Source organism: Pseudoalteromonas sp. MSK9-3, assembly GCF_003590335.1.
Classification (GTDB): domain Bacteria; phylum Pseudomonadota; class Gammaproteobacteria; order Enterobacterales; family Alteromonadaceae; genus Pseudoalteromonas.
The window spans coordinates 1-26,357 of the sequence record NZ_MIET01000011.1 but is presented as its reverse complement, the minus strand read 5'-3'; the positions used below and the strand labels follow the sequence as shown (position 1 = coordinate 26,357).

General features: G+C 41.8%; 20 protein-coding genes. 13 read left to right on the top strand and 7 right to left on the bottom strand.

The window, feature by feature from the left end; all coding sequences use genetic code 11:
- Positions 1-88 precede the first annotated feature (88 nt).
- Positions 89-1,933 carry an ABC transporter ATP-binding protein gene (locus BGP78_RS03940; protein WP_119860184.1) on the top strand — a complete coding sequence of 615 codons (1,845 nt, stop codon included), beginning with the start codon at positions 89-91 and terminating at the stop codon, positions 1,931-1,933.
- On the opposite strand, the gene BGP78_RS03935 is transcribed toward BGP78_RS03940, so the two are convergent.
- Entirely contained in the window at positions 1,917-2,585 is a 669-nt protein-coding gene (locus tag BGP78_RS03935; protein WP_404936034.1) for a TetR/AcrR family transcriptional regulator, read from the bottom strand. The two genes, BGP78_RS03940 and BGP78_RS03935, sit on opposite strands and share 17 nt — an antisense overlap.
- 219 nt (positions 2,586-2,804) lie before the next feature.
- On the opposite strand from BGP78_RS03935, the gene BGP78_RS03930 reads away from it, so the two are divergent.
- The 8 genes from BGP78_RS03930 (at position 2,805) to BGP78_RS03895 (ending at position 14,444) form a co-directional block, all read left to right on the top strand.
- A complete protein-coding gene (locus BGP78_RS03930) occupies positions 2,805-3,977 on the top strand; it encodes an efflux RND transporter periplasmic adaptor subunit (RefSeq protein ID WP_119860183.1) in 1,173 nt (390 codons plus the stop codon).
- 4 nt (positions 3,978-3,981) lie between these two features.
- A complete protein-coding gene (locus BGP78_RS03925) occupies positions 3,982-7,155 on the top strand; it encodes an efflux RND transporter permease subunit (protein WP_119860182.1) in 3,174 nt (1,057 codons plus the stop codon).
- 94 nt (positions 7,156-7,249) lie between these two features.
- Complete coding sequence (locus BGP78_RS03920; RefSeq protein WP_119860181.1) at positions 7,250-7,846, top strand: PilZ domain-containing protein; 597 nt, start codon at positions 7,250-7,252, stop codon at positions 7,844-7,846.
- 54 nt (positions 7,847-7,900) lie between these two features.
- Positions 7,901-8,938, top strand: a complete 1,038-nt coding sequence (locus tag BGP78_RS03915) for an agmatine/peptidylarginine deiminase (RefSeq protein WP_119860180.1) — start codon at positions 7,901-7,903, stop codon at positions 8,936-8,938.
- A 9-nt stretch (positions 8,939-8,947) separates the two neighbouring features.
- Positions 8,948-9,838, top strand: coding sequence for a carbon-nitrogen hydrolase (locus tag BGP78_RS03910; protein WP_119860179.1), 891 nt, complete (start codon positions 8,948-8,950; stop codon positions 9,836-9,838).
- A 29-nt stretch (positions 9,839-9,867) separates the two neighbouring features.
- Entirely contained in the window at positions 9,868-13,341 is a 3,474-nt protein-coding gene (gene mfd / locus BGP78_RS03905) for a transcription-repair coupling factor (protein ID WP_119860178.1), read from the top strand.
- A complete protein-coding gene (locus tag BGP78_RS03900) occupies positions 13,342-14,181 on the top strand; it encodes a CsiV family protein (RefSeq protein WP_119860177.1) in 840 nt (279 codons plus the stop codon). It abuts the gene before it with no gap.
- Positions 14,182-14,195: 14 nt separating this feature from the next.
- Complete coding sequence (locus tag BGP78_RS03895) at positions 14,196-14,444, top strand: DUF3862 domain-containing protein (RefSeq protein WP_119860176.1); 249 nt, start codon at positions 14,196-14,198, stop codon at positions 14,442-14,444.
- Between the two features lie 118 nt (positions 14,445-14,562).
- On the opposite strand, the gene BGP78_RS03890 is transcribed toward BGP78_RS03895, so the two are convergent.
- On the bottom strand, positions 14,563-16,236 hold the full coding sequence (locus BGP78_RS03890; protein WP_119860175.1) for a nucleoside recognition domain-containing protein: 1,674 nt from the start codon (positions 16,234-16,236) through the stop codon (positions 14,563-14,565).
- Positions 16,236-17,360, bottom strand: a complete 1,125-nt coding sequence (locus tag BGP78_RS03885) for an NAD(P)/FAD-dependent oxidoreductase (protein WP_119860174.1) — start codon at positions 17,358-17,360, stop codon at positions 16,236-16,238. The genes BGP78_RS03890 and BGP78_RS03885 overlap by 1 nt, the downstream gene beginning before the upstream one ends.
- A 361-nt stretch (positions 17,361-17,721) precedes the next feature.
- On the opposite strand from BGP78_RS03885, the gene BGP78_RS03880 reads away from it, so the two are divergent.
- The 3 genes from BGP78_RS03880 (at position 17,722) to BGP78_RS03870 (ending at position 22,226) form a co-directional block, all read left to right on the top strand.
- A complete protein-coding gene (locus tag BGP78_RS03880) occupies positions 17,722-19,050 on the top strand; it encodes a dihydroorotase (protein ID WP_119860173.1) in 1,329 nt (442 codons plus the stop codon).
- 135 nt (positions 19,051-19,185) lie between these two features.
- Positions 19,186-20,091, top strand: coding sequence for a GTP-binding protein (locus BGP78_RS03875; RefSeq protein ID WP_119860172.1), 906 nt, complete (start codon positions 19,186-19,188; stop codon positions 20,089-20,091).
- Positions 20,092-20,327: 236 nt separating this feature from the next.
- Positions 20,328-22,226: a S9 family peptidase gene (locus BGP78_RS03870; RefSeq protein WP_119860171.1), complete on the top strand. Its 1,899-nt coding sequence runs from the start codon at positions 20,328-20,330 to the stop codon at positions 22,224-22,226.
- A 308-nt stretch (positions 22,227-22,534) separates the two neighbouring features.
- Here BGP78_RS03870 and BGP78_RS03865 read toward each other — a convergent pair whose 3' ends face one another.
- The 4 genes from BGP78_RS03865 to BGP78_RS03850 form a co-directional block, all read right to left on the bottom strand.
- Positions 22,535-23,503 (bottom strand): GlxA family transcriptional regulator, encoded by a 969-nt coding sequence (locus tag BGP78_RS03865; protein WP_119860170.1) that lies wholly within the window; start codon positions 23,501-23,503, stop codon positions 22,535-22,537.
- 14 nt (positions 23,504-23,517) lie between these two features.
- Positions 23,518-24,060 carry an isochorismatase family protein gene (locus BGP78_RS03860; RefSeq protein ID WP_119860169.1) on the bottom strand — a complete coding sequence of 181 codons (543 nt, stop codon included), beginning with the start codon at positions 24,058-24,060 and terminating at the stop codon, positions 23,518-23,520.
- A 399-nt stretch (positions 24,061-24,459) separates the two neighbouring features.
- Positions 24,460-24,954 (bottom strand): GNAT family N-acetyltransferase, encoded by a 495-nt coding sequence (locus tag BGP78_RS03855; RefSeq protein ID WP_119860168.1) that lies wholly within the window; start codon positions 24,952-24,954, stop codon positions 24,460-24,462.
- A 431-nt stretch (positions 24,955-25,385) separates the two neighbouring features.
- Positions 25,386-25,730 carry a hypothetical protein gene (locus BGP78_RS03850; RefSeq protein WP_119860167.1) on the bottom strand — a complete coding sequence of 115 codons (345 nt, stop codon included), beginning with the start codon at positions 25,728-25,730 and terminating at the stop codon, positions 25,386-25,388.
- Positions 25,731-26,177: 447 nt separating this feature from the next.
- Between BGP78_RS03850 and BGP78_RS03845 the strand changes: the two genes are divergently transcribed.
- A partial coding sequence (locus tag BGP78_RS03845; RefSeq protein ID WP_182912216.1) for a phage integrase N-terminal SAM-like domain-containing protein occupies positions 26,178-26,357 on the top strand: 180 nt, incomplete at its 3' end.

The window sequence follows — 26,357 nt, the reverse complement described above, 5'->3', positions numbered from 1 at the left end:
CTCCCCGTATCTCTACTATGCTTGTATTTAACTGGCTATTTATCCAGCGGTAGGTACAATTATAAGCTTGCAGTCATGGAGTAACTTAATGTTTAAAGTTTTCGAACGTCTCACTAACCCATTTCCAAATACAGATATAGTCCCCCCGCCGAACTCTCTTTTTTCATTTTGTAGATTTTATACTACAGGAATGGAGTGGCCTTTACTTGCAATGTCGCTGAGTGCGGCGCTATTAGCAATATTAGAAGTTGCTCTATTTGGGTTCATGGGTGACTTAGTAGATTGGCTATCTACCTATACACCAGAAACACTCTTAGAGCACAAAAAAGACGAGCTGATCTACATGGGGATCGTTACCCTTATTGCGTTGCCACTGATCACAGTATTTCATTCTGCCGTTATCCATCAAAGCCTACTTGGCAACTACCCTATGTCGATCCGCTGGCAGGCACATCGTTATTTGTTAAAACAAAGCATGGAATTTTACCAAGATGAGTTTGCGGGAAGAATATCTACTAAAGTAATGCAAACGTCACTTGCAGTCAGAGAAACAGTAATGAAGTTACTGGATGTTTTAGTTTATATTTTGGTGTATTTTGGCGCCATGCTGACGCTCGTTGCGAGTTCAGATATTAGGCTCATGATCCCATTAGTTATCTGGCTATCATTGTATATCGCGATACAAATGTACTTTGTGCCAAAGCTAAAAAGTATTGCGACAACTCAAGCAAATGCACGGTCAGAAATGACAGGGAGAATTGTTGATAGCTATACCAATATTTCAACCGTTAAGCTTTTTTCTCATACCCAACGTGAAGAACAGTACGCAAAAGAGAGTATGGAAGTCTTTATCGACCCAGTATACAAACAAATGCGTTTGGTAACGGGTCTAAATGTAAGCATTCAAGCGATTAATTATTTACTTGTATTTACTATCGCAGCGGTGTCGCTATACCTTTGGTCATTCAGTGCAATAACAGCAGGTGCAATTGCAATCACGCTCGGTTTGGCGCTAAGGTTAAATGGCATGGCGCAATGGATTATGTGGGAAGTCAGTGGCCTATTTGAAAATATAGGCACTGTTACCGATGGGATCTCGAGCCTTTCAAAGCCATTAGATGTGACAGATATACAGCAAGCTAAAGAGCTCAATTTAACCCAAGGTCAAATTTCATTTAATAATATTAAATTCGCTTATAAACGACGTGACAAAGAGAGTGAAACATATGTTATTGATGGCCTAAACTTGCACATCAAACCAGGTGAAAAAATTGGTGTTGTGGGTCGTTCTGGGGCAGGTAAATCCACCCTCGTGAATCTATTATTACGATTTTATGACCTATCCGAAGGTGACATATGCATTGATGATCAAAAAATTAGTGAGGTGAAACAAGAGAGTCTGCGACAACATATTGCCATGGTTACCCAAGATACCTCTTTACTACATCGAAGTGTCGCTGACAATATTTTATATGGTCGACCCGATGCAACACATGAACAACTGGTGGCTGCGACCAAAAAAGCACAAGCCTATGACTTCATACAAACATTAGAGGACAGTCATGGCAATACCGGCTTTGACGCCCAAGTAGGTGAACGTGGCATTAAGCTATCTGGTGGTCAGCGACAACGTATCGCAATTGCAAGGGTCTTGTTGAAGAATGCCCCAATATTGATCCTCGACGAAGCAACCTCTGCATTAGATTCTGAGGTAGAGGCCGCTATTCAGGGTAGTCTAAACGACCTAATGGGAGACAAAACCGTTATTGCGATTGCTCATCGCTTGAGCACTATTGCTCAAATGGATAGGCTGATAGTGATGGATGGCGGAAAAATAATTGAAGAGGGATCTCATGAGAAATTGCTTAGCATGAAAGGCGTGTATGCTAAGCTATGGGCGCACCAAACAGGTGGTTTTATTGGCCTTGAGTAACCCCGTTACAAAATATATTACACACCTGCTCCACTAACTCGTTAAGCGCTGCTTCATCTAGCGGCGCTTTCCAACTGATTGCTTGGTCCCAATAGCTGAGCTTTTTTAATGCCCCCCAAAAAAAACCGGCTGCAAATTCAGGGCTGATTGATCCTAAACAATCTGTATTTGAAGCATCTTTAAACCATTGTAACATTGCCTTCTCACAGTCAATAAATCGTTGATTCAAACTGTCTGCTTGTTTTCTAGACCGCATAGACTCAATGATCACAATTCTCGACAGCGTTAAATAATCTTCATCGTTTAATAACTCAAGGGCACTCATAGCCAAATGCTTAAGTTGTGTGTCAAATTGATAATGTGGAATAAATTGAATCGCCGTTAACGGGGTGATCCGTTCAATAAGCTGAGCTACAACCGTATCAAAGAGCGCATCTTTAGTTGGAAAGTGCTTGTACAGTGTTCGCTTTGACACATTCGCAGCTTTGCTGATCCCTTCCATTGTGGTTGCTGAAAGACCAAACTGTGCAAATTGAGCAATAGCCGCTTGCAGTATATCCTGCTGTTTTACGGAAAAGTCTGGCATAGTGAGCTTATATTCAGAGTATGAGTCTCTTATTTTAATCAAAACTTGGCGAAATAAAAAGTACACGACACCGTTTACCTAGATTTAAAATCGGTATACACTTGCGTATACTTGCACAAAAGTCGACCTTCAGCCTTTACTTTATTCGTTATAGGGTATGAAATGAACAGTGCAAGGTAGTCTTTTTGAGTTGTCAATCCTCCTGACCCACTATATTGCCAACTCACAATAACACTTATGTCTATAAATCAATTAAATGGCATAAAAATAGGATTTGGAGTGTTTATGTACCCCCAGTTTAGCAGTCGTGTAAAACTTTTTTCTATCGCAATGACTTCTGTTGCGCTCTTAAGTGCATGTCAAGAAGCCCCGCCAGCCGCTGCGCCAGGTGGAATGCCACCCGCACAAGTTAGTATTCAAAAAGTCACAAGGGAGTCTACCCCTATCACAATAAAATTACCGGCCACACTTGCAGGTAATAAAGAGGTAGAAATTCGAGCTCGAGTATCCGGTATTGTCGCATCTCGCAACTTTGAAGAGGGTCAAAAAGTAGCTGCAGGCCAATCACTATTTACACTCGACCTTGTGCCTTTTACGTTAGAAGTTGAAAAAGCGCAAGCAGAGCTTAATGCCGCACAAGCAAGTGTAGAGCAAGCTCAGCGAGAGCGTGATAGATTACGCAAGCTAAAAAATGAGCGTTCAGTATCAAAAAGAGACTTTGATAACGCTGCATCTAACTATGATATTGCTGTTGCAAACTTAGCTTCTGCAAAGGTCGTCTTAAATGAAGTTAAACTCGATCTGGAATATGCCCAAGTCAAATCACCTGTATCTGGCATTATTGGTCGTGAGCTTATTTCCGAAGGAAGCTATGTATCTGGTCCCGAAATATTACTCACTCAGCTCACAGAAACAGATACGATGCGGGTAAGGTTTGGGTTTTCTGAGCGAGAGCAGTTGCAAATGCGCAAAGATGTCGACAGTGGCAGTTTAACTCTACCCACGAATAACGAGTTTGAAGCTCAGCTAATATTACAAGATGGCTCACGACACAATAATGTAGGAAAAGTCAATTTTAGTGATGTACGCGTTAATCGCTACACCGGCACCAGTGAAATGCAGGCCAAGGTAAATAATCCAAATGGCCAACTACGACCAGGTCAATTTGTCCGTGTTCAACTTATTGGCGCAGTGCGTAATAATGCCGTCCTCTTGCCTCAACGTGCAGTCTTAGACAATGGCACGGGTAAATTCGTCTATGTCGCCACTGAAAATGAGCAAGGCGCAATGGTTGCGCTACCCGCCCCCGTTGAAGTGGGTGAATGGGTAAGAGTCAATGATGGTAATTTTTGGGTGATCAGGAGTGGCTTGACTGATGGGCAGCCTGTGATCACAGAAGGTATTGCACGCATTTTCTTTCCAGGTATGCCCATTACTATCGTAAGTGAAGGAGAGTAACACCATGTTCTCTCGTTATTTCATTGATAGACCTATATTCGCATTTGTTATTTCTATCGTCATTGTATTGGCTGGTCTTGCCGCTATGCGCAGCTTGCCTGTAGCGCAATATCCAGAAATCGCCCCCCCTGTCGTGCAAGTTACCGCAGCTTACCCTGGTGCCTCAGCAGAAGTGCTAGAACAAACTGTCGCAGCGCCCATTGAAAATGCTATTACGGGTGTTGAAGGCATGATGTACATGAGTTCAACCAGCACCAGTGCGGGTGCAACGACCATTGCCGTTACGTTTGAAATTGGCACTGATGTTGACCAAGCCGCGGTAGACGTTAATAACCGGGTAAAACAAGTTGAAGCAAGACTCCCTGAAGAGACTCGTCGACAAGGCGTGCAAGTGACTAAAGGTTCATCTAGTTTCTTACAGGTACACGCTTTCTACTCCCCCGATAACACTCGGACCAGTTTGTGGACTTCTAATTATGTAACAATGAACATTCTAGACCGCATTAAACGAATACCCGGCACAACCAGTGTGCAAATTTTCGGTGCAAAAGATTATGCAATGCGTGTATGGCTAAGACCCGACATTATGAGCCAACTCGCTGTTACTGTGGAAGAAGTTGCAGGCGCTATTCGCGAGCAAAATTCCCAATATGCAGCGGGGAAAATTGGTGCAACTCCCACTTCTGAGCATGCCCAAGAGTTAGTCTACAGCGTTACTGCACAAGGACGCCTATCTACACCCGAAGAGTTTGATAACATCATAATTCGTGCTAACCCTGATGGGTCAAATCTAAGGCTTAAAGATGTTGCCCGCGTTGAATTGGGCTCAAAGGATTACGATTTTGCGGGTACATTCAATGGTAAAGAAGCAGTTTTACTTGGCATATTCCTACAGCCTGGTGCCAATGCGTTAGACGTCGCTGACCAAGTTAATCGTACGATTGAAGAGTTAAAAACGCAGTTCCCCATTGGTTTAGCACATGTAACATCATACGACACGACCCGTTTTGTGGAAGTATCAATCCGAGAAGTGATCATAACGCTCGTTGAAGCCATGGTTTTGGTGTTCTTGGTAGTCTATTTATTTTTACAAAATTGGCGCGCTACGCTCATTCCAACCTTAGCGGTCCCCGTCTCTTTACTTGGTACATTTGCGGGGATGTATATGCTAGGTTATTCGATCAATACCTTAACTTTATTCGGCATGGTGCTATCAATTGGTATTGTGGTTGATGATGCAATCGTCGTGTTAGAAAATGTCGAGCGTATCATGCATGAACAAAAAGCATCAGCCAGAGATGCGGCAATACAAGCTATGAAAGAGGTCAGTGGCCCCGTCATTGCCATTGTGTTAGTACTGTGTTCAGTGTTCGTGCCAATCGCCTTCTTAGGCGGGTTAACCGGTGAATTATTCAGACAGTTTGCCATCACAATTTCAATTGCGGTGAGTTTGTCTGGTGTTGTTGCATTAACAATGACCCCTGCCCTGTGTGTGCTTATTTTAAAACAAGAGCATAAACAAACAGCCGCTTTTTTCTTATGGTTTAACGCATGGTTTACCAAGATAACCGGTAAGTATGTGGGTGCTGTAAGCTTTATGGTGCGACGGGGCTTGTTGGGGTTAGTATTAGTCACAGCCATGATCACCGCAACAGGTTTACTATGGAAAAATACACCAGGCTCATTAGTACCTGATGAAGACCAAGGATATTATGTCTCAGCGATTTTCTTACCCGATGGTGCGTCATTAGAGCGCACCGCAAAAGTGGTTGATGAAGTCATAGCAGCCGTACAGTCAAATCCAGCGAATGAAAATGTTGTCGCTTTCACGGGCTTTGACTTTATCGGAGGCGGTTACAAAAATAGTGCCGCAACGCTATTTGTCACCCAAAAGCACTGGGACGAAAGAGAAATAGATACGAAGTCACTCGTTGGTGAACTCTATATGAAAACGGCGCATATTAATGAAGCGCTAGTACTTGCCTTTAACCCTCCACCGATATTTGGCCTAGGAAACACTGGCGGCTTTGAAGTCTACTTACAAAATAAAGGAGCTGGCGGTCATGAAAAGCTAAAGCAAGGTATGCAATTAGTGATGGCTGAAGCACAAAAAAGCCCAGTATTGGCAAGCTTGCAAACATTATGGCGGCCTAATGCACCGCAGCTCAAAGTTCACATGGATCGAGAGCAAGCACGCGCAATGGGAGTAAATATTAATAGTGCTTTTACAGCGTTGGGCGCTAATTTAGGCACCTATTACGTCAATGATTTCAATAAATTTGGGCGAGCCTGGCAAGTACTACTATCAGCTGAAGCTGAGTTTAGAATGACACCAGAAGACGTGGGCCGAATTTATGTGAAGAATAACCAAGGAGACATGGTGCCTATATCAGCATTCACAAAAGTTGAGTATAGCAGAGGGCCCGAAAACTTAGAGCGATATAACAATTTGTCAGCGGTTAAATTATTGGGCGAAGCTGCGCCGGGATATAGCTCTGGTCAAGCCATTGCAGAAATGGAACGTATTGCTAAGTTAGTATTACCGCCCGACATGACTTACGACTGGACAGGATCTGCCTACCAAGAAAAGCAAAGTTCAGGCACAACCGGTTTAGCCCTTGGACTTGCAGTGATCATGGTGTTTTTAATACTCGCTGCACTGTATGAACGGTGGTCTTTGCCTTTATCTGTATTGTTAGCACTGCCCTTTGGCACGTTTGGCGCACTTATTTCTGTTTGGATAGCTGGCCTCACTAATGATGTGTATTTTCAAATTGGACTTGTCACGCTACTAGGTCTTGCTAGTAAAAATGCCATACTCATCGTTGAATATGCGCTGATGAAATACCAACAGGGTTGGAGTGCCAGTGCAGCGGCACTTGAGGCTGCGAGGTTACGTTTTAGACCCATTATTATGACATCATTGGCCTTTATATTGGGCGTGGTCCCGCTTGTTTTAAGCTCAGGTGCAGGTGCTGGCGCACGGCACAGCGTTGGGACAGGGGTAATGGGAGGTATGATAGCAGCGACATTCCTCGCAATATTCTTTGTTCCCTTGTTTTTCTTTTGGCTCACTAACCGTAAACTAACAGAAACCAGAAAGAAGCAAGAATTAGCAGATGAAATTGCAATGCAACATAAAAAAGAACATGTCGAAACACAAGAAGGACTTGTTTAACTCTTAGCCTATAAAAATAAACGCCAACTGCAAAGTTGGCGTTTTTTAGTATAAGCCGTTAAGATTAAATAAAAAGTCAGTTATAGAACTATATATGAGCGGTAGCCTACAAAGTACTTTCGACGAATACTTCCAAGTAGACGATAGTAATCAAGTCAATTTATTTGTCGTCCAGAGCACTCAAGTGCCACAAACTCAAGCGGAACTCGAAAGCAATATTCCCGCACTGTTCAAGCTCGCAAACGAGATCAATGAACTAGACAGCAACGCGTTACGTCCGTTAAGGAATTTAGGGGATGTCGCTACCGAGCTTGCATCATTTTTACAAGCTCAGTCTCGTAAAATAGATCTTATCATGAGCCATATTTTAGCAACAGAGCAGCCTGATGAAGACAATGTCTACTGTGATAGTTACGGCGGAGGAGGTTTAAAAGTAACCTTACCTGAAAAAATGGCCATCGGAACACACCTGAGAACAAAGCTTTTTTTAAACCATGAAGCCAGTGCAATTTATTGTTATACACAGGTGATTGCAACTGAGCGTCTTGAACCTGAAAAAATACAACATACCCTTGCCTTTGTTCAAATTAGAGACTCAGACCAAGAACTCGTCGTAAGAGCAAGTTTACATGCACAAACCAGACAACTAAAAAAGCGTCAGTTAGCACAGAATAAAGCACAAAATAGCTGACAGCATAGCTAAGAATGATAAACTAATTGCTTAGAAATTTATTTGTGTAACATCATGAGCTTTAGACTTTTACCTGAATGGGCAACGCAAGATGCTATCATGCTTACGTGGCCCCATAAAAACACCGACTGGGTGGATATTTTATCTGATGTAGAGCCTGTCTACGTCACTTTGTGCCAGCAAATATCGCAAGTACAAAAAGTACTGATCGTTGCCCACTCAGACGCGCTGAAAATGCACATTTTCGCTCTATTAGCTGAAGCCGATGTTGATATGAGCACCATCGTATTTGTGGTAGCCCCTTGTAATGACACATGGGCTAGAGATCACGGGCCGCTAACTACAGCCAACCCTAGCGGTGAGTTACGCGTTGTTGATTTCGTTTTCAATGGCTGGGGCAACAAATATGCCGCAGACCTCGATAACAATATTAATAAACAACTTGCAGCGCAGGTTATGAATAAGCAAGTCGCGTTTCACTCCAGTGAGTTTGTACTTGAAGGCGGCGGTATTGAAATTAACGAATCAGGCGTCTTACTCTCTACATCTGAATGCTTGCTAAATCCAAATCGAAACCCAACGCTAAGTCAGACACAAATTGAAGCCACATTATCTGAGCAACTCGGAGCACACGCGTTTTTATGGGTTGACCATGGATACCTCGCAGGCGATGATACCGATAGCCATATCGATACGTTGGTTCGATTCGCGCCTAACAACACCCTCGTTTATGTTGCTTGTGACAGTGCTGATGATGAGCACTTTAATGCCTTAACCGCGATGAAAATGCAACTAGAGTCATTTATAACGGCGCAAGGCAAACCTTATAGTTTAATTCCTTTACCCTGGCCAAAGCCGATTTTTAATAAAGACAATGAGCGCTTGCCAGCCACATATGCAAATTATTTGATCTTAAATAACACGGTATTAGTACCAATATACGGCGATGACCATGACAGCTTAGCTGTTCAGCAAGTACAAAAAGCATACCCTAACCACACGGCAATAGGCATTGACTGTTTACCACTTATTCATCAATTTGGCAGTTTGCATTGTATTACGATGCAACTACCCCGTGGCTTTTTAAAGTAGGAACACACTATGAGCGCTCAACCACTCAAAGTTGGCATTGTCCAACACAGTAACAGCGACGACTTGGCCAGTAATATACAAAAAACAGAACAAGGCATTCGTGAAGCAGCAAGCCAAGGCGCCAAACTTGTGGTACTGCAAGAACTTCACCGTAGCTTATATTTTTGCCAAACTGAAGAAACAGGCCTTTTTGATTTAGCCGAGCCGATCCCAGGCCCAAGCACTGATTTTTATGGTCAATTAGCCAAAGAACTTAACGTGGTTATAGTAACTTCTTTATTTGAAAAAAGGGCCACAGGCCTATATCACAATACCGCCGTTGTCATTGAGAATGATGGCAGCATTGCAGGAAAGTATAGAAAAATGCATATTCCTGATGATCCCGGCTTTTATGAAAAATTCTATTTTACACCCGGTGATATGGGATTTACACCAATCCACACTTCGGTTGGGAAACTCGGCGTATTAGTGTGTTGGGATCAATGGTTTCCTGAAGGTGCACGCCTAATGGCAATGGCCGGAGCCGAGATCTTAATTTATCCAACCGCCATTGGTTGGGACCCTCGAGACGACCAAGCAGAACAAATTAGACAACGAGATGCCTGGATCATTTCACAGCGTGCCCATGCAATTGCTAACGGAGTACCCGTCATCAGTGTAAACCGGGTTGGTCACGAGTCTGATCCAAGCAAGCAAAGTGATGGCATATTATTTTGGGGTAACTCTTTTGTGGCCGGCCCGCAAGGTGAAATGCTGCTACATGCCAGTGAAAACGAAGAACAAACAGCGGTTGTAGAGCTTGATCAAGCACGCAGTGAATCTGTGCGTCGGATTTGGCCCTATTTACGTGATAGAAGAATCGACCATTATCAAGATCTTTGTAAAATTTACCGCGATTAACAATTAGAATAATAGATTAGGAGTACTCAATGGCGTCAGCGCATTGGAGCGAATTACCTTGGGTTAAAAATTCACAGGATAAAATACACTGGGGCCAACTAAGCGGCAGCGGTTTAAGTATTGCATTAAGCGAAGGGATCAAAAACAACCCAGAATTGGTTGTTATCGTCACCCCAGATACGCCCTCTGCCCTGCGCCTTGAAACTGAGTTAGAATATTTATTACCAGATTTACAGGTCATGGTCTTTCCTGATTGGGAAACACTTCCCTATGATCACTTTTCACCGCACCAAGACATCATATCGCAACGCTTAGCAACGCTAAATGCCCTTAAAAAGCAAAAACAAAGCGTGGTGATTGTCCCTGTAGCGACGTTAATGCTGCGAACAGCACCGCCGGCATTTATTTATGGCAATGCACTACAGTTTAAAGTGGGCGACACCGTGGATGCCCAGCAACTGAAAAGCTCACTAACTGAAACAGGTTACCGTCACGTCCAACAAGTTATGGAGCATGGCGAATTTGCAGTTCGAGGTTCTATTGTTGATTTGTTTCCAATGGGAAGCACGACGCCTTATCGCTTTGACTTTTTCGATGATGAATTAGACACCATTCGTTTATTTGACATTGAAACTCAACGTTCAAGTGACAAGGTAAGTGAAATCGATTTGTTACCTGCGCATGAATTTCCGACCAATGAAGAAGATATTGAGCGTTTTAGAGTTGGCTATCGCAGTGCATTTGGTGCCAGCGCAGAGCAAGACTCTATCTACATGCAAGTGACGAAAGGAAACTGGCCATCAGGGATAGAATATTACCTGCCTTTATTTTATGAAAACTTAGGCACCATCTTCGATTATTTACCCGACAATGCCACCGTTATGCACTTGGGTGACATAGAAAATGCCGCTGAAGAGTTTTGGTTAGATGTATATAAACGCTATGAAAACAGAAAGGTCGACCCTCTTAGGCCGCTACTCGAACCTGTGCGTTTGTATCAACCGGTTGAAGAGTTATTTAAAAACTTTAACCGCCACCCTCGAATTCGCTTGAGTGAAGCCAAACTTGGCACTAAAGCTGGACAGACGAACTTATCAGCTAAAACGATTTCAAACGTTCGTATTGATCATAAACACACCGATCCCTATGCTGATATTTTAAAGTACATTACAGCTCAGAAAAAACAAAAAGCACGCGTGGTATTCAGCGTAGAAACTGACGGGCGAAGAGAATCATTACTCACCTTGCTAAAACCAACCGGACTGAAGCTTAAAGAGTTCGATACCTTTCAAAAATTTATTAGCAGTAAAAGTGATGTGGGCTTAGTAGTAAGTCCCCTTGAGCAAAGCGTTTACCTTAGCGGCGAGCCTAGCCTAAGTATCATAACTGAACAAGAACTACTCGGTGTCAAAGTATCACAACGCCGGCGTAGAAAACACAAATACGAACAAGGCCAAGACTCTTTGATCCGTAATTTAGCGGAACTCAAAGAAGGGCAGCCCATAGTGCACTTAGACCACGGTGTTGGCCGCTATCTTGGCCTACAAACCATAGATGCAGCTGGCGTTGCCACCGAATTTGTCACCATCACGTACGCCAACGAAGCAAAGCTATATGTGCCGGTGTCTGCATTACATATGCTTAGCCGTTATTCCGGCGGTGAAGAGGCTTCTGCCCCACTACATAAACTCGGGTCTGATGTATGGGAAAAAGCCAAACGACGTGCTGCCGAAAAAGTACGAGATGTAGCCGCCGAGCTGTTAGATATTTATGCGAAAAGGCAAAGTAAACCAGGCTTTTCATTTAAGATAGATGGGGCAGCTTATCGCGAATTCAGCGACAGCTTCCCGTTTGAAGAAACCGACGATCAACGAAACGCCATTGAAGCCGTGTTAGCAGACATGCAATCTAACCTAGCCATGGACCGCTTGGTGTGTGGTGATGTAGGCTTTGGTAAAACAGAAGTTGCCATGCGTGGTGCTTTTGCAGCCGTTAACGACAACAAACAGGTGGCAGTACTGGTGCCTACCACTTTGCTCGCCCAGCAACATTTTGAGAACTTTAAAGACCGTTTTGCTGATTTACCCATTGAAGTCGGTGTACTTTCTCGATTTAACAGTGCAAAGGACCAAAAAGCCACCCTAGATAAGCTAAACGATGGCACCATAGACATTGTGATTGGCACGCATAAACTTATTCAAGAAAACATTAAGTTTAATGATTTAGGGTTACTCGTTGTTGATGAAGAGCACCGTTTTGGGGTGCGTCAAAAAGAGAAAATAAAGCAGCTAAGATCAGACGTAGACATACTAACGCTTACCGCAACACCCATACCACGTACGTTAAATATGGCCATGAGCGGTATGCGCGACCTATCTATCATCGCCACCGCACCAGCCAAACGCTTGGCGGTCAAAACTTTCGTTAAAGAACGTAATGACGATTTGATCCGAGAAGCTATTTTACGAGAAATAAAACGGGGTGGCCAAGTCTACTTCTTGCACAATAATGTTGAAACCATTGATAAAACGGCCTCTGATATTGCCGCTTTGGTGCCTGAGGCAAGCGTAGCCGTAGCCCACGGCCAGATGCGAGAAAGAGAGCTTGAGCAGTTAATGGGAGACTTCTATCATCAAAAGCACAATGTATTAGTCTGTACAACCATCATTGAAACTGGCATAGATATCCCATCAGCCAATACCATCATTATGGACCGTGCTGACAAGCTCGGCCTTGCGCAATTGCACCAACTTCGCGGTCGAGTTGGGCGAAGCCATCATCAAGCCTATGCCTACTTACTCACTCGTAACACACAAACGTTGACCAAAGATGCTGTTAAGCGCTTGCAAGCTATCGAATCTTTAGAAGTGTTGGGTGCCGGTTTTGCACTCGCAACCCACGATTTAGAAATACGTGGCGCGGGTGAACTACTCGGCGACGACCAAAGTGGTCAAATTCAATCTGTTGGTTTTACACTTTATATGGAAATGCTTGAACAAGCAGTTCAAGCACTCAAAGACGGTAAAGAACCCACACTTGAAAACCTATTACAAAAGCAATCAGACGTTGACTTAAAAGTGCCAGCGTTACTGCCTGATGATTACATTCCAGATGTGAACATCCGTTTGAGTATGTATAAACGTATCGCCAGTGCAACCGATTTACTCGAACTCGATGAATTACAGGTTGAACTAATAGACCGATTTAGCCTGTTGCCTGATGCTGCTAAGAACCTATTTGCAATACAAGCACTTAAACTTAAAGCGAGTCAACTTGGCATCAATAAAGTCGAAGCAAATATAAAAGGTGGATACTTTGAATTTAACAGCTCGACAAAGGTTAACCCAGCGTTCATTATAGGTTTGATACAAAGCAATCCGTCCATCTATAAAATGGAGGGCGCAAGCAAATTGCGTTTTGCAATAGAAGAGAAAAATGGCCAAGAGAGAATGAAATTAATCAATGCAATGATGGATGATTTTGAGAAAAAGGCGCTAAATTAAATGCATGGAGTAAAACGAACACTTGGTTTCATTATCGCGCTTGCATGGACGTGCAATGCCCACGCCGTGCGCTGGTTTGAAGTTGAGCTGATCGCCTTTGAACAAAAGTCTTCGCCTTTATTACGCGAAGACTTTAGCTTGGAGCATAAGCCAATTGACGGCAAAAAAAAGCGAAACTTACTATCAGAAGGCTTCAATGCACAAGGGCAGCAACAATGCTTAGCGGGCGATAGCTTTTTTGATCCACGCCCGTTAAATGTCAAATTAACCAATGGTAATTCGTCATGGTTATGTAAGGATGACGCGGACTATTTAGCAAAATTTGATACGCTGCCTTTGACGCCATATGCATTATCACAAGAACATATGGATAATATTTATTTGTTATCAAAACAACAGCTGCAATTTGATGACACGGTGAGTAAATTAAAGCGCAAAGGCTTAAAGCCGCTATTGCATACTGGATGGCGATTCCCAGAGCAAAGCAAACGACGCGCGCCATTTATTAAAATATTTGCTGGTAAACGTTTTGTAGAACCAGTTAGCTATCGTATATCGGAAGCTGTTTCGCAGCAGGGGTATGTGAGTTTATTGCCCAAAAAACTCGCCATTGAACCAAGTGTTCAACAGGACAGCTGGCAAATTGAAGGGCTCATAAAAATACATGTTCGACATTATTTATATGTGACCACAGAGCTTGATATTCGATACGACATTGATACTGGCGATACACAAACAGCACGTATGTCACAATATACCAGAGTGTACAGTGGTGATATGCATTACTTAGATCATCCAAAACTCGGGATCATATTTCAAATTAGAAAGTACAAACACTAACAATAGGAAAAGACATGAAAAAGCTAATAATTATTGCAGGGCTACTGACACTTGCTGGCTGTTCTAAAGTGACGCTTGAGAACTACAATAAAGTAGAAGTAGGAATGGATAAAGCTGCACTTGAACAAATCCTAGGCTCGGCAGACAACTGTGAAGAAAAAACACTGCATACAAATTGTACTTGGGGTGATGACAGCAAACACATAAAAGTCACACTAGTAACTGACAAAGTTACGCTGTACACCAAAAAAGGACTTGAGTAAGTCGAATTATAGACGCAATCAGCATCAGATATGATTGGGTCTTATAACAGATGATATTCACTCATAGTCCTTATTTTCAAATGGCTATGAGTGAATCACGCACCTTAAAAACGTCTTATTAACCCCACCCCCAGCTAAGCACCGCGGTAAACACAAACGCACAAGTCATTTGTCGTAACGCCATTTTAGCCGCAAAGTGCCAGCGCATTTCTCGTACGATAGTAAGTAAAGACACGATACACGGTAACATCACACCCGCAAGGTAGACCGCCGCCAATAACTGAACATCAGACATTCCTACCACTTTTAAACTCTGAGATGAACTTTCAATGAGCCCTATTGCTAATCCATCTTTGCGGATCGCCCCCAAAATAACCGCAATTGCAGCCCCTTCAGGTAAATTCAATAACGTCATAAACGGTGCAATTAGCGCCGTTATAAAGTCAATAAAGCCTAACCAAGATAAAAAGCCGGCAACAAAGCAAATGCCAATGAAAAGAGGTAAAGCTGTCGTTATAAACTCTCTGATCACGCCAAACATCTCACTTAGTGCAAACCTAATATTAGGCGGCTGTAAAAAACCCCGATTTAGTAAGTTGGTAGACATTGACGCCCGCCTTTGCGATTTGCTGGTTGTTAGCAGCAGATATAAACACGTCGTAACCCCCAGAAACAGCAAATATGGTAACGCCAAATATGGTTTTCCCGCTGCGGAAAATACAGCAATCGTAGCTGGAAGTTGATAGGAACAGGCTGAGCCAAACGAGATAGCTGATACACAAGTACCTCGCGTACAACATGAACAATTTCTGGTTTGAATAATGGCTGGTACGTTACAGCCAAACCCCATAATCACTCTTACTAAATCACGCCCGCTAAGCCCAAGCTTATGCATGAACGGGTCTAAGCAGTACGATAACCTATCTACTAGCCCCGTTGTTTTATACAATGCGATAATGGCAGAAAAAATTAGTACCGTTGGTAATGCATACAACAATAGAAAAGGCAGCATTGAAATGACGCCGTACTCTCCAATTAGCATGTGATGCAATACATCTGGCATGACACCAAAGCGCGCTATTAGCCAATCAACCCCACCTTCTGCATCAGGATAAAGCCAGTCAGCAAAAGCGTTAGCATTCAATACCGAGATTAAAGCTGGTAACACAAGCAACATAAGAGACAATAACGGGCCAACAATCGGCATTTCAAAAAATGCCTTTTTGGGCACAACCGACCAGTTTCCGAGTATTTTTGGTGGCTCACTTGGAAAAATACTTGCTTGCTTGAGTGCATTATCAATAGTGATCCGCTGCTGCTGGTCTAAACACCTATTATCTACCGTGATCCATTCAAGCTGAGTCGTTTTTCGTAAACGCGCTACTTCTTGAGCAACATCAGGCCTATGCTTCACTTTGTCCCAATAAGTGACTACCACAATGCCTGAACGGTTTTGTATTAATGGCCAAAGGTCGTGCAAATCGTCAATCAAGTCTGTCGACTTTACCATCAATATAACTTGCCTATTGCTATGAAGCTTCTTTAATACCTGTGATGTGACCACACTGTCCATGTGTGTTTGAATACCGGGCGTATCAATAATGGCGTAGTCGTTCCAACTGTATTCATGGCAAAATAACGAGCTTCCTTGCAAGTTACTACTGGTTGGTTTATTACCGACCAGCCGTTCTATAAACGCAGTCTTCCCGACACTTTCTTTACCAATGAGTAACCAATGATTGTCTTGCTGAGGTTCTGGGTAATATGTTTGTACTTCAATATGCTGTGGCATCAGCAAAAACACTCCTGCTCAACACAGCAATCTAAGTCATTGAGTATCATGCCTGACTTTTTATAATGCCGTAATATCGACATATCGAGTGCCAGTTCTTCGCCAATTACACTACATGGAGCAAAGAAACGACCTCTAAATTTATATATAAAACACAATAAAGTTGGATCATGGTACAAACGAGATCCAGCTAAAAACAGATTGCTGACTTTACTAGATTCATCAAACTTATTGATAGACGGATATCCATTTGCTTGATAGTCAAATAACTTAGACACAGGGCCTAGGTTTATATCAAAACCAGTGCAGTTTATAGGTGGGAACTTTGATGAGATAACCTTGCCGCAAGACGATGTGACGGTATATCCATTATCCCCTTTTACAACACTTTCGACTCTAAACTTATCGTCTAATTCAACATTGCCACGCGTACTTAAGTTGGCTAAACGCTCTGCAGTATAAGGTGACAATACTAAACTTGGGTCATAGGTATTGGTGTCATCATTCCCAATAAAATCTAATACTGTCACTTTATTGCCGGTATTCGCGAGATTATAGGCTGCATCTACTCCACTTTCGTAACCCCCAATTACCAAGTACTCGCCATTGTCTAAGTCATTCCATTGCGAGATTTCACTATTGTGTTTACATAGTTCAGCACCACGAAACGCTGATAAATTTGGGCTATGAAACTCACCTCCGGCCCAAATAAGGTAAATGCAACGAATAGTCATTGACTCAGTTTCTAATTCAAAGCCATCTTCATCAGCCAAATTTACAACACGCTTTAAACACGTGTTTGTTTCAACCTTAATATTGTAATGCTGGGTGACCATACTTAAGTACTGTGCATACTCTTTACCATCAAGGTGTTCTTTTCCAATCGAAAAGGCTGGTGAAGTATCTGGAGTAATGGCATTTAAGTCTGTCTGATGGTAACCATTTGACGGAAAAGAAGGTGTAATAAAGCGCATACTTTCAGGCCACTGTAAAAAAGTTTGACCTATTTCACCTTTCTCTAAAACGACTAATTCGGTATCTTCAATTCCCATTTGCTTGAGCAGTGCAGCACACCCTAAACCGGCAGGCCCGGCTCCAACAATTACAACTTCAGTTTTTATCATTACATTCTCTTCACTCATTCAATATATATATTGTTATAACATATCAAATGGTGTTAATGGAAATAGGAACTAATCTTATTTAGACTGAAAACGACAATCCCCACGGTTTCCCCTGTTAATTTGTATAAAACTAACCCAATACGACAAACGTCTAATGATGGGCTTTTCCTTTGTATTAATGTGTTATAATATAACATAACACAAAATCGATATTCACTTATAAATGTCCATTTAAACAAGACTCAAATAACGCGCCCTTAAGCGGCAAAGTCAGTAATACATGACTCTCATAACGCTGCAAAAACAGGCACATTAACACGAAAAAACTGCCATTAGATTTTTAAATAACTTGGTCCTAAAAATGAAAAAAACCCTACTTAAGAATGCAAAAATCGTTAATGAGAATAATACTTTTGATGCCGATTTACTGATCTGTAACGACACAATAGATACTATTGCCTCTGAAATAAGCGCAAAAGGCCACTACCAGGTAATTGATCTGGAGGGCGACTTATTACTTCCAGGTATGATTGATGATCAGGTGCACTTTAGAGAGCCAGGTCTTGAGTACAAAGGCTGTATCGCCAGTGAATCTCGGGCTGCCGTTGCTGGAGGGATCACAAGTTATATGGAAATGCCCAATGTTAGCCCCGCGACCACAACACGATTAGCACTCAACCATAAACATGATATTGCAGCGCAAAACTCTTTGGCAAATTACTCGTTCTATTTAGGCGCAACACCTGACAACTTAGAGCAAATAAAAGCCTGTGATCCCAAGCTTGTATGTGGCGTAAAAGTATTTATGGGCGCATCAACGGGTGACTTATTAGTGGAGCACCCACAAGCATTAGAAGCTATATTTAGGGAGTGCCCTACGCTCATCGCCACTCATTGTGAAAAAGGCGATATCATCAGCCAAAATCTAGCCAAGCTCTCATCACAAAATTTAACAATCCAGCACCACCCCCAGATCAGAGATGTCGAAGCCTGCTATGCTTCATCGTCTTATGCGGTCGACCTTGCTAAAAAATATAATAGTGATTTGCACGTATTGCATATTACGACAGCCAAAGAGTTAGCATTATTTGCGTCCGGTCCGATAGAAACAAAAAAAATAACAGCTGAAGCCTGTGTACATCATTTGTGGTTTAACCAGTCAGACTATGACCGATTAGGTAATTTGATCAAATGTAATCCAGCCATTAAATCAGAGCATGACAGGCTGGCTTTGCTAAACGCCATCAATGAGGATCGAATTGATATCATTGCGACAGATCATGCGCCGCACACATGGCTAGAAAAGCAAGCGGCTTACAGCGATGCACCAGCTGGCTTGCCACTTGTAGAACATGCTTTATTAAGTTTGTTAGATCAGGTTAAGAGAGGCGTTATCAGCATTGAAAAAATGGTGGAAAAAGTATCCCATAACCCAGCAAAACGCTATAAAATACATCAACGTGGTTTTATACGTGAAGGATACTTTGCTGATTTAGTGGCGGTTAGCGCATCAGCCAGTGAGCGAGTAACACATAAAAATAATAACTATCTTTGTGCGTGGTCACCCTTTATTGACCACCAATTCTCACACAGTATCAGATATACCTTTGTCAATGGGCAATGTGTTTATGATCATGGTGACATTCTAGATCATCATACAAGTGCGATGCCTTTAATGTTTAATCGCTAAAACAAGCTATGCAGCTGTTTATAATACATTAAATACATCGGTATAGTATGAAATATAGTGTAATGACGATTACGCTATATTTCAGTTAAATCATGCTACCAAATCAATAACGCAGTGCTAATTAAGAGAAGTAAAATGGAAGCAATCGTAGTAATTGTGGGCTTTTTAGGAGCAGGTAAAACAACCTTGCTAAAAAAACTCGTAAATAACGCAGTAGAAAAACAGTGGCAGCCTTTCGTGGTGTTAAATGATTACGAAAATGCACAGCTTGATACCGACCAATTAAGTGATGACATAGACCCTCAATACTTAAAAGCACTCAGCGGGAGTTGTATTTGTTGCAGTGGCATCACAGAATTGCGAGAAGCAGTAAACCGTATTCCAAAACGCGAAAAAGGCATAACCCTTATTGAGGCAAATGGTACAACTGATGCGTGTTCACTCATGGGGTTTTTAGGCGTTGGGATCAATGAGCGCTTTTTACCGCCTATTCAAATATCTGTGGTTGATGTTAAAAATTGGCAATTACGTGCAGAGCACAACGAGCTTGAGGCTAATCAAGTCCAAGTCTCTTCACTCATTGTACTTACACACGAAAATAGCGTAGATAAAAGCCGAATAAACGACGTTAAAGCTCAGTTGTCATCGCTAAACCCCAGCGCAAATATAATATCGTCTGACGCGCTCGATTTAGAACAATTACCTGAAGTTACCCCTTCACAGAATCAAGCTGAGCACCTTGAGCATCACAAAGCACATTGGGCATCTAGTTCTATAGACCTCCCTCCACTGCCAAGCTACGCCGCTATTAAAGAGCTTTGCAACGCCCTACCTAACTCAATTTTGCGGGTCAAAGGCTGCACAATAATTGGAAGTGAACCTCACTACACCTATTTTGAACGCTGCCCAGATGGTGAAATCTACGTAAGGCGCTATAACGGAGAGCCAACGACTGGCGCGAAGTTACTTACTGTTGGACCTGGTAGTGGTACATTGCTACTCAATACCGCACTCAATAATGTACTTTCTGGCGCAACGTAACGCACATTCAGGTGTTCAATTTAAACAACACTGAGTTTGACTGGTGTGCTAAAAAGCATTTCATCGACTTAGAAAATAAACAAGTTACTACGCGGTATACAAATACTGCAATTTAAGGACCAGGCTCAGCATAACTCATATAAACAAAAGGTTGTCTGTAAATTATCTCGATTTCTTTGAGTTTACTATCAATTTATGTAGTCTAGGCGAGTTTCAATTATCGGAGGCATTTCGCTATGTTGCGAGTGATTATATCTGCAGGCTTAGGCTTTGCAGTCAGCGTGGGAGCGTCGGCTCAAGAAGTGATGACCCCAGAAAAGCTTTGGCAAGTCAAACGTGTGACCGCGCTGGGCTTAAATAAAACAAAAGATCAGGTTATTTATAGTGTGACCACACCCAGTGTTGCAAATAATGACTTTGCTAGCAAAGTGTATCAAATACCGCTAAAAGGTGGGAGCCCTCAGCTTTTAGAAGCCTATCAAGGTCTTTTACAAGACAGTAACATTTCACCTGATGGCAGCAAAAAACTGTTCCATGAAAAAGTAAATATTGGATCCGTATTAGCTACCCACAGACATAAAGATCTGTCACAAGCCAACGCATATGTGTTTGATGACTTAAACTACCGGCATTGGGACACCTGGAATGACGGTGGCTTTAACCATGTATTTTATCAAGACTTAGCGACTGAAATTAAAGTCGACATCATGAAAGGTAAACCTCACTCTAGCCCAACAGCCCCTTTTGGCGGGTCAAGTGATTATATTTGGGGCCCTAAAGGGGAAAATATTTACTATGTGAGTAAAAAACTCACTGGGGCCGAGTATGTCACTAGTACGAATACCGACCTTTATCGTTATAACCTTGCCAGTAAAAAAACAACAAATATAACCGAAAGTAACCTCGGTTATGATAAATATCCGGCGTTTTCAGCAAATGGGCAGTTAGCTTGGTTACAAATGAACAAGCCAGGTTATGAGGCTGATAAGAACGACATAATAGTACGGGTCAAAAACAAAGAAATAAACTTAACCAAACATTGGGATGGCACGGTCAACAGCTTTAAATGGAGCTCTGACAGTAAACACGTCTACTTTGTTGCCCCCACAGATGGCACTGTCCAACTATTCCAAGTAGCTGTAAATACTCAGTCCAAACCGAAAATAACACAGCTCACACAGGGGCAATTCGACGTTAATGGCATTGTAGCTGCATTAGACAACCAGTTAATTGTCACCCGTAGCAGCATGAACCGTGCATCAGAAATCTTCCGTTTCGACCTGAATAAAAAAGCCTTAACGGCCCTGACCACGGTAAATGATGACTTTTATGCAGGCTTGGACTTACCGACAGTGAAAAAACACATGGTCACCACAAAGGATGGTCATGACATGCTCACTTGGGTGATCTATCCACCTAATTTTGATAAAAACAAAAAATATCCAACCTTACTGTATTTACAAGGTGGCCCTCAGTCGGCCTTATCACAATTTTACTCATTTCGTTGGAACTTCCAAGTAATGGCTTCTCAAGGCTATATCGTCGTAGCGCCTAATCGCAGAGGTATGCCTGGCCACGGAGTACAGTGGAACGAAGATATTACTCAAGATTGGGGTGGTAAGCCGATGCAAGACTACCTAGATGCGATTGACGATGTTGCCAAAGCACCATATGTAGACAAAAAACGTATTGGTGCCATCGGTGCAAGTTTTGGCGGCTACTCTGCCTTTTACTTAGCGGGCAACCATGATGGACGCTTTAAAACATTTATTTCACATTGTGGAATTTTTGACCTTCGCAGCATGTATGGTACGACCGAAGAAGTATTTTTTGTTAACCATGAGTTTGGCGGCCCTTATTGGGATCAAAGTAATGCCTCAATTAACCAAAGTTATAATGAGTTTAACCCAATCAATTATGTAGATAAATGGGATTCACCGATGTTTGTGATCCATGGGGGTAAAGATTATCGTGTTCCTTTAGGTCAAGGCATTCAAGCTTTTCAAGCTGCAAAGTTGCGTGGTTTAGAAAGCCGTTTCCTCTACTTCCCTGAGGAAAATCACTGGGTGCTGACACCACAAAACGGTATTGTTTGGCAACGTGAGTTCTTTAAGTGGTTGGACGACACTCTGTAAACAACCTGTTAGCTAATTAGCTTTAACACTATAGATATGCCTGAGTGCAGCTAAATGCTCAGGCACTTTTTATAGCTGGTGAGTTATATTTATATGCAGTATAAAAAGTAAGTTAAACGCTCATTACACGCGCTCTCTGGGTTTAAACAGCCCATCACTTGAATTCAAAAGTGGCAACTTGATATTCTGATAAAACTGAGTCATGCAACGTTTAAAATTAATCGTGTGATAACTGAAGTTGCCCACACATAAAGCCCTTTATAGTAATTCTACTTATCAGTCTCCCTCTAACATAACCAAAGAGGCCCCTACTCTGGCGCTCTGTGGTTTTGGCGAAATACCTGAGGAGTGGTCCGTTCATATTTAGTCCAAGCTCTGCGAAAGTGGCGGCTACTCGAGTAGCCACATTGCTGGGCGATCACTTCTATCGTATGAGTACTTTTTTGCAGTAGCTCTTTTGCACGGGCAACTTTTATTTGAGCAGTGTATTCACCGATGGTTAGCCCTAAATGCATGCTAAACAGCCGACTTAATTGGCGTTCAGATACGAAAACTAATGCAGCTAAAGCTTTGTTGGTGAAGTTTTCGGCCACATTTTCACAAATTGTATCCTGAACAATGTGGATTGCTTGGTGCATATGATTTCTGTGTTTAAGCCAAGCACTTAATTGTGGTTCATGCCCAGTTCTTCGAAAGTAAACAAGCATTTCTTGTGCAATACTGGCACTGATTTTTTCACCAAATCGAGATGCGACAAAATAGAGGGCCATATCTATACCAGAACTTATTCCTGCACTACTTAATATATTCTTATCATCTACAAAAATTCGATTTTCTAATGCCTTGCATTCAGGAAAAGCCACACGCATTTTTTCAATTAGCTGATAATGTGTTGTATAGTATTTGTGTTTTAGCAACCCAGCTCTTGCAGCTAAGATCGCGCCGGAACAAATAGTCAGCACAGTTTGGCTGGTGACGGTCGTTTTTAGCCACTCTACCACTTGTTTCGATTGCGCATTATCGAAAGTGTGAAATGCGTTGTTACAACCAGGCAAAATCAAAACATCATTGTCATTCAACTTTGATGGCAAGGCTGACAGCGCTTGCAACTGTAACCCCCCATCTAGTTCTAAGCTATTTGACGCACTGACATACCTAATATCTAGTTTAACTCCTTGGCGCTTGGCCTCTAATAAAACCTGTAACGGGCCTGCAAAATCAAGAGGTAAAGTTTGTGCTAAAAGTACAAAGTAAAAGTTAGTATATGAGTGCGTCATCTTACTTGAAGTGCCTATTGGTAATCTGCATACGAATGTATTGTGGCAAACCTTTGCGCTAACACTAAGTTTGTCCGTGCTTTAATGTCTTCAGCAGTATATTTATTCCCAGAAATTGCGCAAGTCATATCAAATGTAAGGGTCGCATCGGTTACAAACTCGACATTAAAACCAAGGTCAGAGGCAATACGAGCGGTTGTTTCACAGCATTGCTCTGTTCTGATCCCGGTTATAACAAGCGTTTTGATCTGTTGACGCTTAAGCCACATCTCAAGCCCCGTGTCAGTAAAGGCATTGTGCACCGATTTATAAAAAGTTTTATCAAATTTATCCTCTAAAAACGCCATTGGTTTAACAAGACCACATTGGGGGTTAAACGGACTCTCTTCAACATCTTCTCTAGCGTGAAGAATTTTAACGATTGGATTCTTATTCTGTTTGAAAGTCTGTGTCAATTGAGCTAGATTTTGCTTAAACGACTCAAAGTCTCTCTCTTGCCAATAGTCTGTTTTAAAGAATGAATCTTGTGTATCTATCACTAATAGTGCTTTTTTCATTATTACGTACCGGTTTGTTAAAGAAGTACATAGTATAATGTTGCACCCAGCACTCGTAGATACCTGTTCAAGACAACAACGGGACATATCCAGCCATGGAAGTTAAATAGAAAATACTTTGCTTTATTATTCCCCCTGAAGGTGATTAACAACAAAAAATCTAACATTGAAGGGTTGATCAGACATACGCGATATATGTAACCAATAAAGCATCTGCAATAAGACTTAATACTGCGATCAATTGAAAGAGCATACCCGTTTCATAAGTTATAAGGAGTTTAAAAGTTGACACGCATTTGAAATTATCCTTATTGCGTGTGTCAGGAAGGTGATTGTGATCCTAAATTCGATGCTTAGCGCCAAAAGTTTTAAATTAACTATTGACGCCATAGTCTCTTGTTAGGTATTTATCACCACAAACTCGTGAAAGCCCTCGGTTTCAGCTGGCTCAACTTTATATACATGTTCGATATTTAATTTAGGAAATAACGTATTCCAAAATTTTAATGCCACAATATCGTTTAAATACACAGCCACATGCCAGTGATTAGTTTCAATTTGCATCAACTGTTGAACTACAAACTTTGCGGCGCCTTGTTTTCGGTATTTGGGCAGAATAAATATATCAGCTAACTCAGGCATTTCCTTGCCAGCAATTTCAGTGGGCTCAACAGTAGCAAATCCTGCTAGCTGGTTTGATATATAAACAAGGTAAACTGTGCAATCCTCTTCATTGGTAAGAGCGCTGCTAAGGTATTCCTCATCTACGTCATATCGACCGTCAGAATCTAAATCTTCTAGACTAAATGCGCTTTGATGATACAGATAAAACTGCCACAACATATTTAGTACAGACCTATCGTTTATTTCAGCTTTCCGTATTGTGATATCCATTTGATGCCTAACTATTTAGTATTTACGCGGCACGTTGTTTGTGCTGCATAATCGCTTCTTGGACTGAGCCGCTACCTGCTCAGTGTGTCAGAGTTGGTTTTATTTATGCTGCGAAGATTTGCTATTTGCTTTTAGTGGCGTAACTTGTTTCGAGCCTATTTTATCGGCTTGTCTTTCGTGATTAAGCCATCCCTGCATTACTCAGTACGTTTTATCCTGCCATTAGAGCTAATTTACGCCGATTTATCAATGATATTTACACCACACACGCACTTTTCTAGTCCGAACACTTAAGCAGGTTAACACATTGATTTAATTCAGTAAGCTCTGCTGCTAACTCGTTCGTGCTAATTTCATGGCCTCTTCACTTGAATTAACTATTTCGTTAAATCGTAAAAACCCTATTTTGCACGTCAATTTTTTTGGGGGGGTCAGTCAAAATTTGATATTTCTTTGCCTTGAGTATCGATATTTCTAACGATAAATGGAACCTTAAAACTACTGGTAATATAGTTTGCCAAAGAATCTAGATCAATTTCCCCAAATGATTCAAATGAAATATCAGAAGAACTTTGAAGGAAAAAAGTCCAAGTTATTGACTCATCATTATCCCCAAGATCGATAACTTCTTTTTCTATTTTATTTAAGTCTGAAACTTCAAAGTACAAGCTACTTTGCAACTTATCACTTGGCGACTTTAATTCAACAGCCTTATTTTTAACTGCAGCGATCCAGTCTGCATTCGCTTTGACTTCACGTATTCCACGTAAAATCAAAGCCCCACAAAATAAAAAGATAGCGATAATAAAAAAAAGTACGAATGCAGCCGCAGCTAAAACTTCTTTTGATATTTCGGGAGAATTAACAATAAAGTCCCAAGCGCCATTTTGTTTGAGGATATATAGAAGAACAGCATAAAATAGAATAGAATAGAAAAAAATACCCCTGATTTTATATAACCATAACCTACATCCACTGAAGATATAACTTCCCTATAATTCAAATGCTAAATCTCCAAGAAATATAACGCTTTGCTAAACGGTGGAATAAACTGGGATGATTTTTGCCTGCGAAGCAGAAAAGCAAAAAGCAAAAAGCGCCACAGTCTATGAAATCCGTTTTGAGCAACTTGTTGAACGAGCCGCTAAGCGGCAGAAAAACATCATTCATACTTAAACTCTGGAACACCGCCATGTTGGTGGTGTCACGCCGGAGTTAATACCATGAATGACCTCGAACAAAAACATTTCGACTTCCTTTATCTTCAACATCTTACCAACTTAAAATTACAAGGTAAACGACCCGCTACCATTGATGCATACGCTCGTGCTGTTCGTCGCATCACGCTCTACTTTGATCGCTCACCCGATACTCTAAGCACCCAAGATTTAAAACAATACTTT

What these genes read in the sequence shown, in the direction of transcription:
- BGP78_RS03915 (WP_119860180.1), top strand. Translation starts at nt 7,901, where the DNA reads ATGAGCTTTAGACTTTTACCTGAATGGGCAACGCAAGATGCTATCATG.
- BGP78_RS03885 (WP_119860174.1), bottom strand. Translation starts at nt 17,360, where the DNA reads ATGATAAAAACTGAAGTTGTAATTGTTGGAGCCGGGCCTGCCGGTTTA.
- BGP78_RS03870 (WP_119860171.1), top strand. Translation starts at nt 20,328, where the DNA reads ATGTTGCGAGTGATTATATCTGCAGGCTTAGGCTTTGCAGTCAGCGTG.
- BGP78_RS03890 (WP_119860175.1), bottom strand. Translation starts at nt 16,236, where the DNA reads ATGCCACAGCATATTGAAGTACAAACATATTACCCAGAACCTCAGCAA.
- BGP78_RS03925 (WP_119860182.1), top strand. Translation starts at nt 3,982, where the DNA reads ATGTTCTCTCGTTATTTCATTGATAGACCTATATTCGCATTTGTTATT.
- BGP78_RS03880 (WP_119860173.1), top strand. Translation starts at nt 17,722, where the DNA reads ATGAAAAAAACCCTACTTAAGAATGCAAAAATCGTTAATGAGAATAAT.
- BGP78_RS03895 (WP_119860176.1), top strand. Translation starts at nt 14,196, where the DNA reads ATGAAAAAGCTAATAATTATTGCAGGGCTACTGACACTTGCTGGCTGT.
- BGP78_RS03920 (WP_119860181.1), top strand. Translation starts at nt 7,250, where the DNA reads ATGAGCGGTAGCCTACAAAGTACTTTCGACGAATACTTCCAAGTAGAC.
- BGP78_RS03930 (WP_119860183.1), top strand. Translation starts at nt 2,805, where the DNA reads ATGTACCCCCAGTTTAGCAGTCGTGTAAAACTTTTTTCTATCGCAATG.
- BGP78_RS03875 (WP_119860172.1), top strand. Translation starts at nt 19,186, where the DNA reads ATGGAAGCAATCGTAGTAATTGTGGGCTTTTTAGGAGCAGGTAAAACA.
- BGP78_RS03900 (WP_119860177.1), top strand. Translation starts at nt 13,342, where the DNA reads ATGCATGGAGTAAAACGAACACTTGGTTTCATTATCGCGCTTGCATGG.
- BGP78_RS03940 (WP_119860184.1), top strand. Translation starts at nt 89, where the DNA reads ATGTTTAAAGTTTTCGAACGTCTCACTAACCCATTTCCAAATACAGAT.
- BGP78_RS03855 (WP_119860168.1), bottom strand. Translation starts at nt 24,954, where the DNA reads ATGGATATCACAATACGGAAAGCTGAAATAAACGATAGGTCTGTACTA.
- BGP78_RS03910 (WP_119860179.1), top strand. Translation starts at nt 8,948, where the DNA reads ATGAGCGCTCAACCACTCAAAGTTGGCATTGTCCAACACAGTAACAGC.
- BGP78_RS03860 (WP_119860169.1), bottom strand. Translation starts at nt 24,060, where the DNA reads ATGAAAAAAGCACTATTAGTGATAGATACACAAGATTCATTCTTTAAA.
- mfd (WP_119860178.1), top strand. Translation starts at nt 9,868, where the DNA reads ATGGCGTCAGCGCATTGGAGCGAATTACCTTGGGTTAAAAATTCACAG.
- BGP78_RS03865 (WP_119860170.1), bottom strand. Translation starts at nt 23,503, where the DNA reads ATGACGCACTCATATACTAACTTTTACTTTGTACTTTTAGCACAAACT.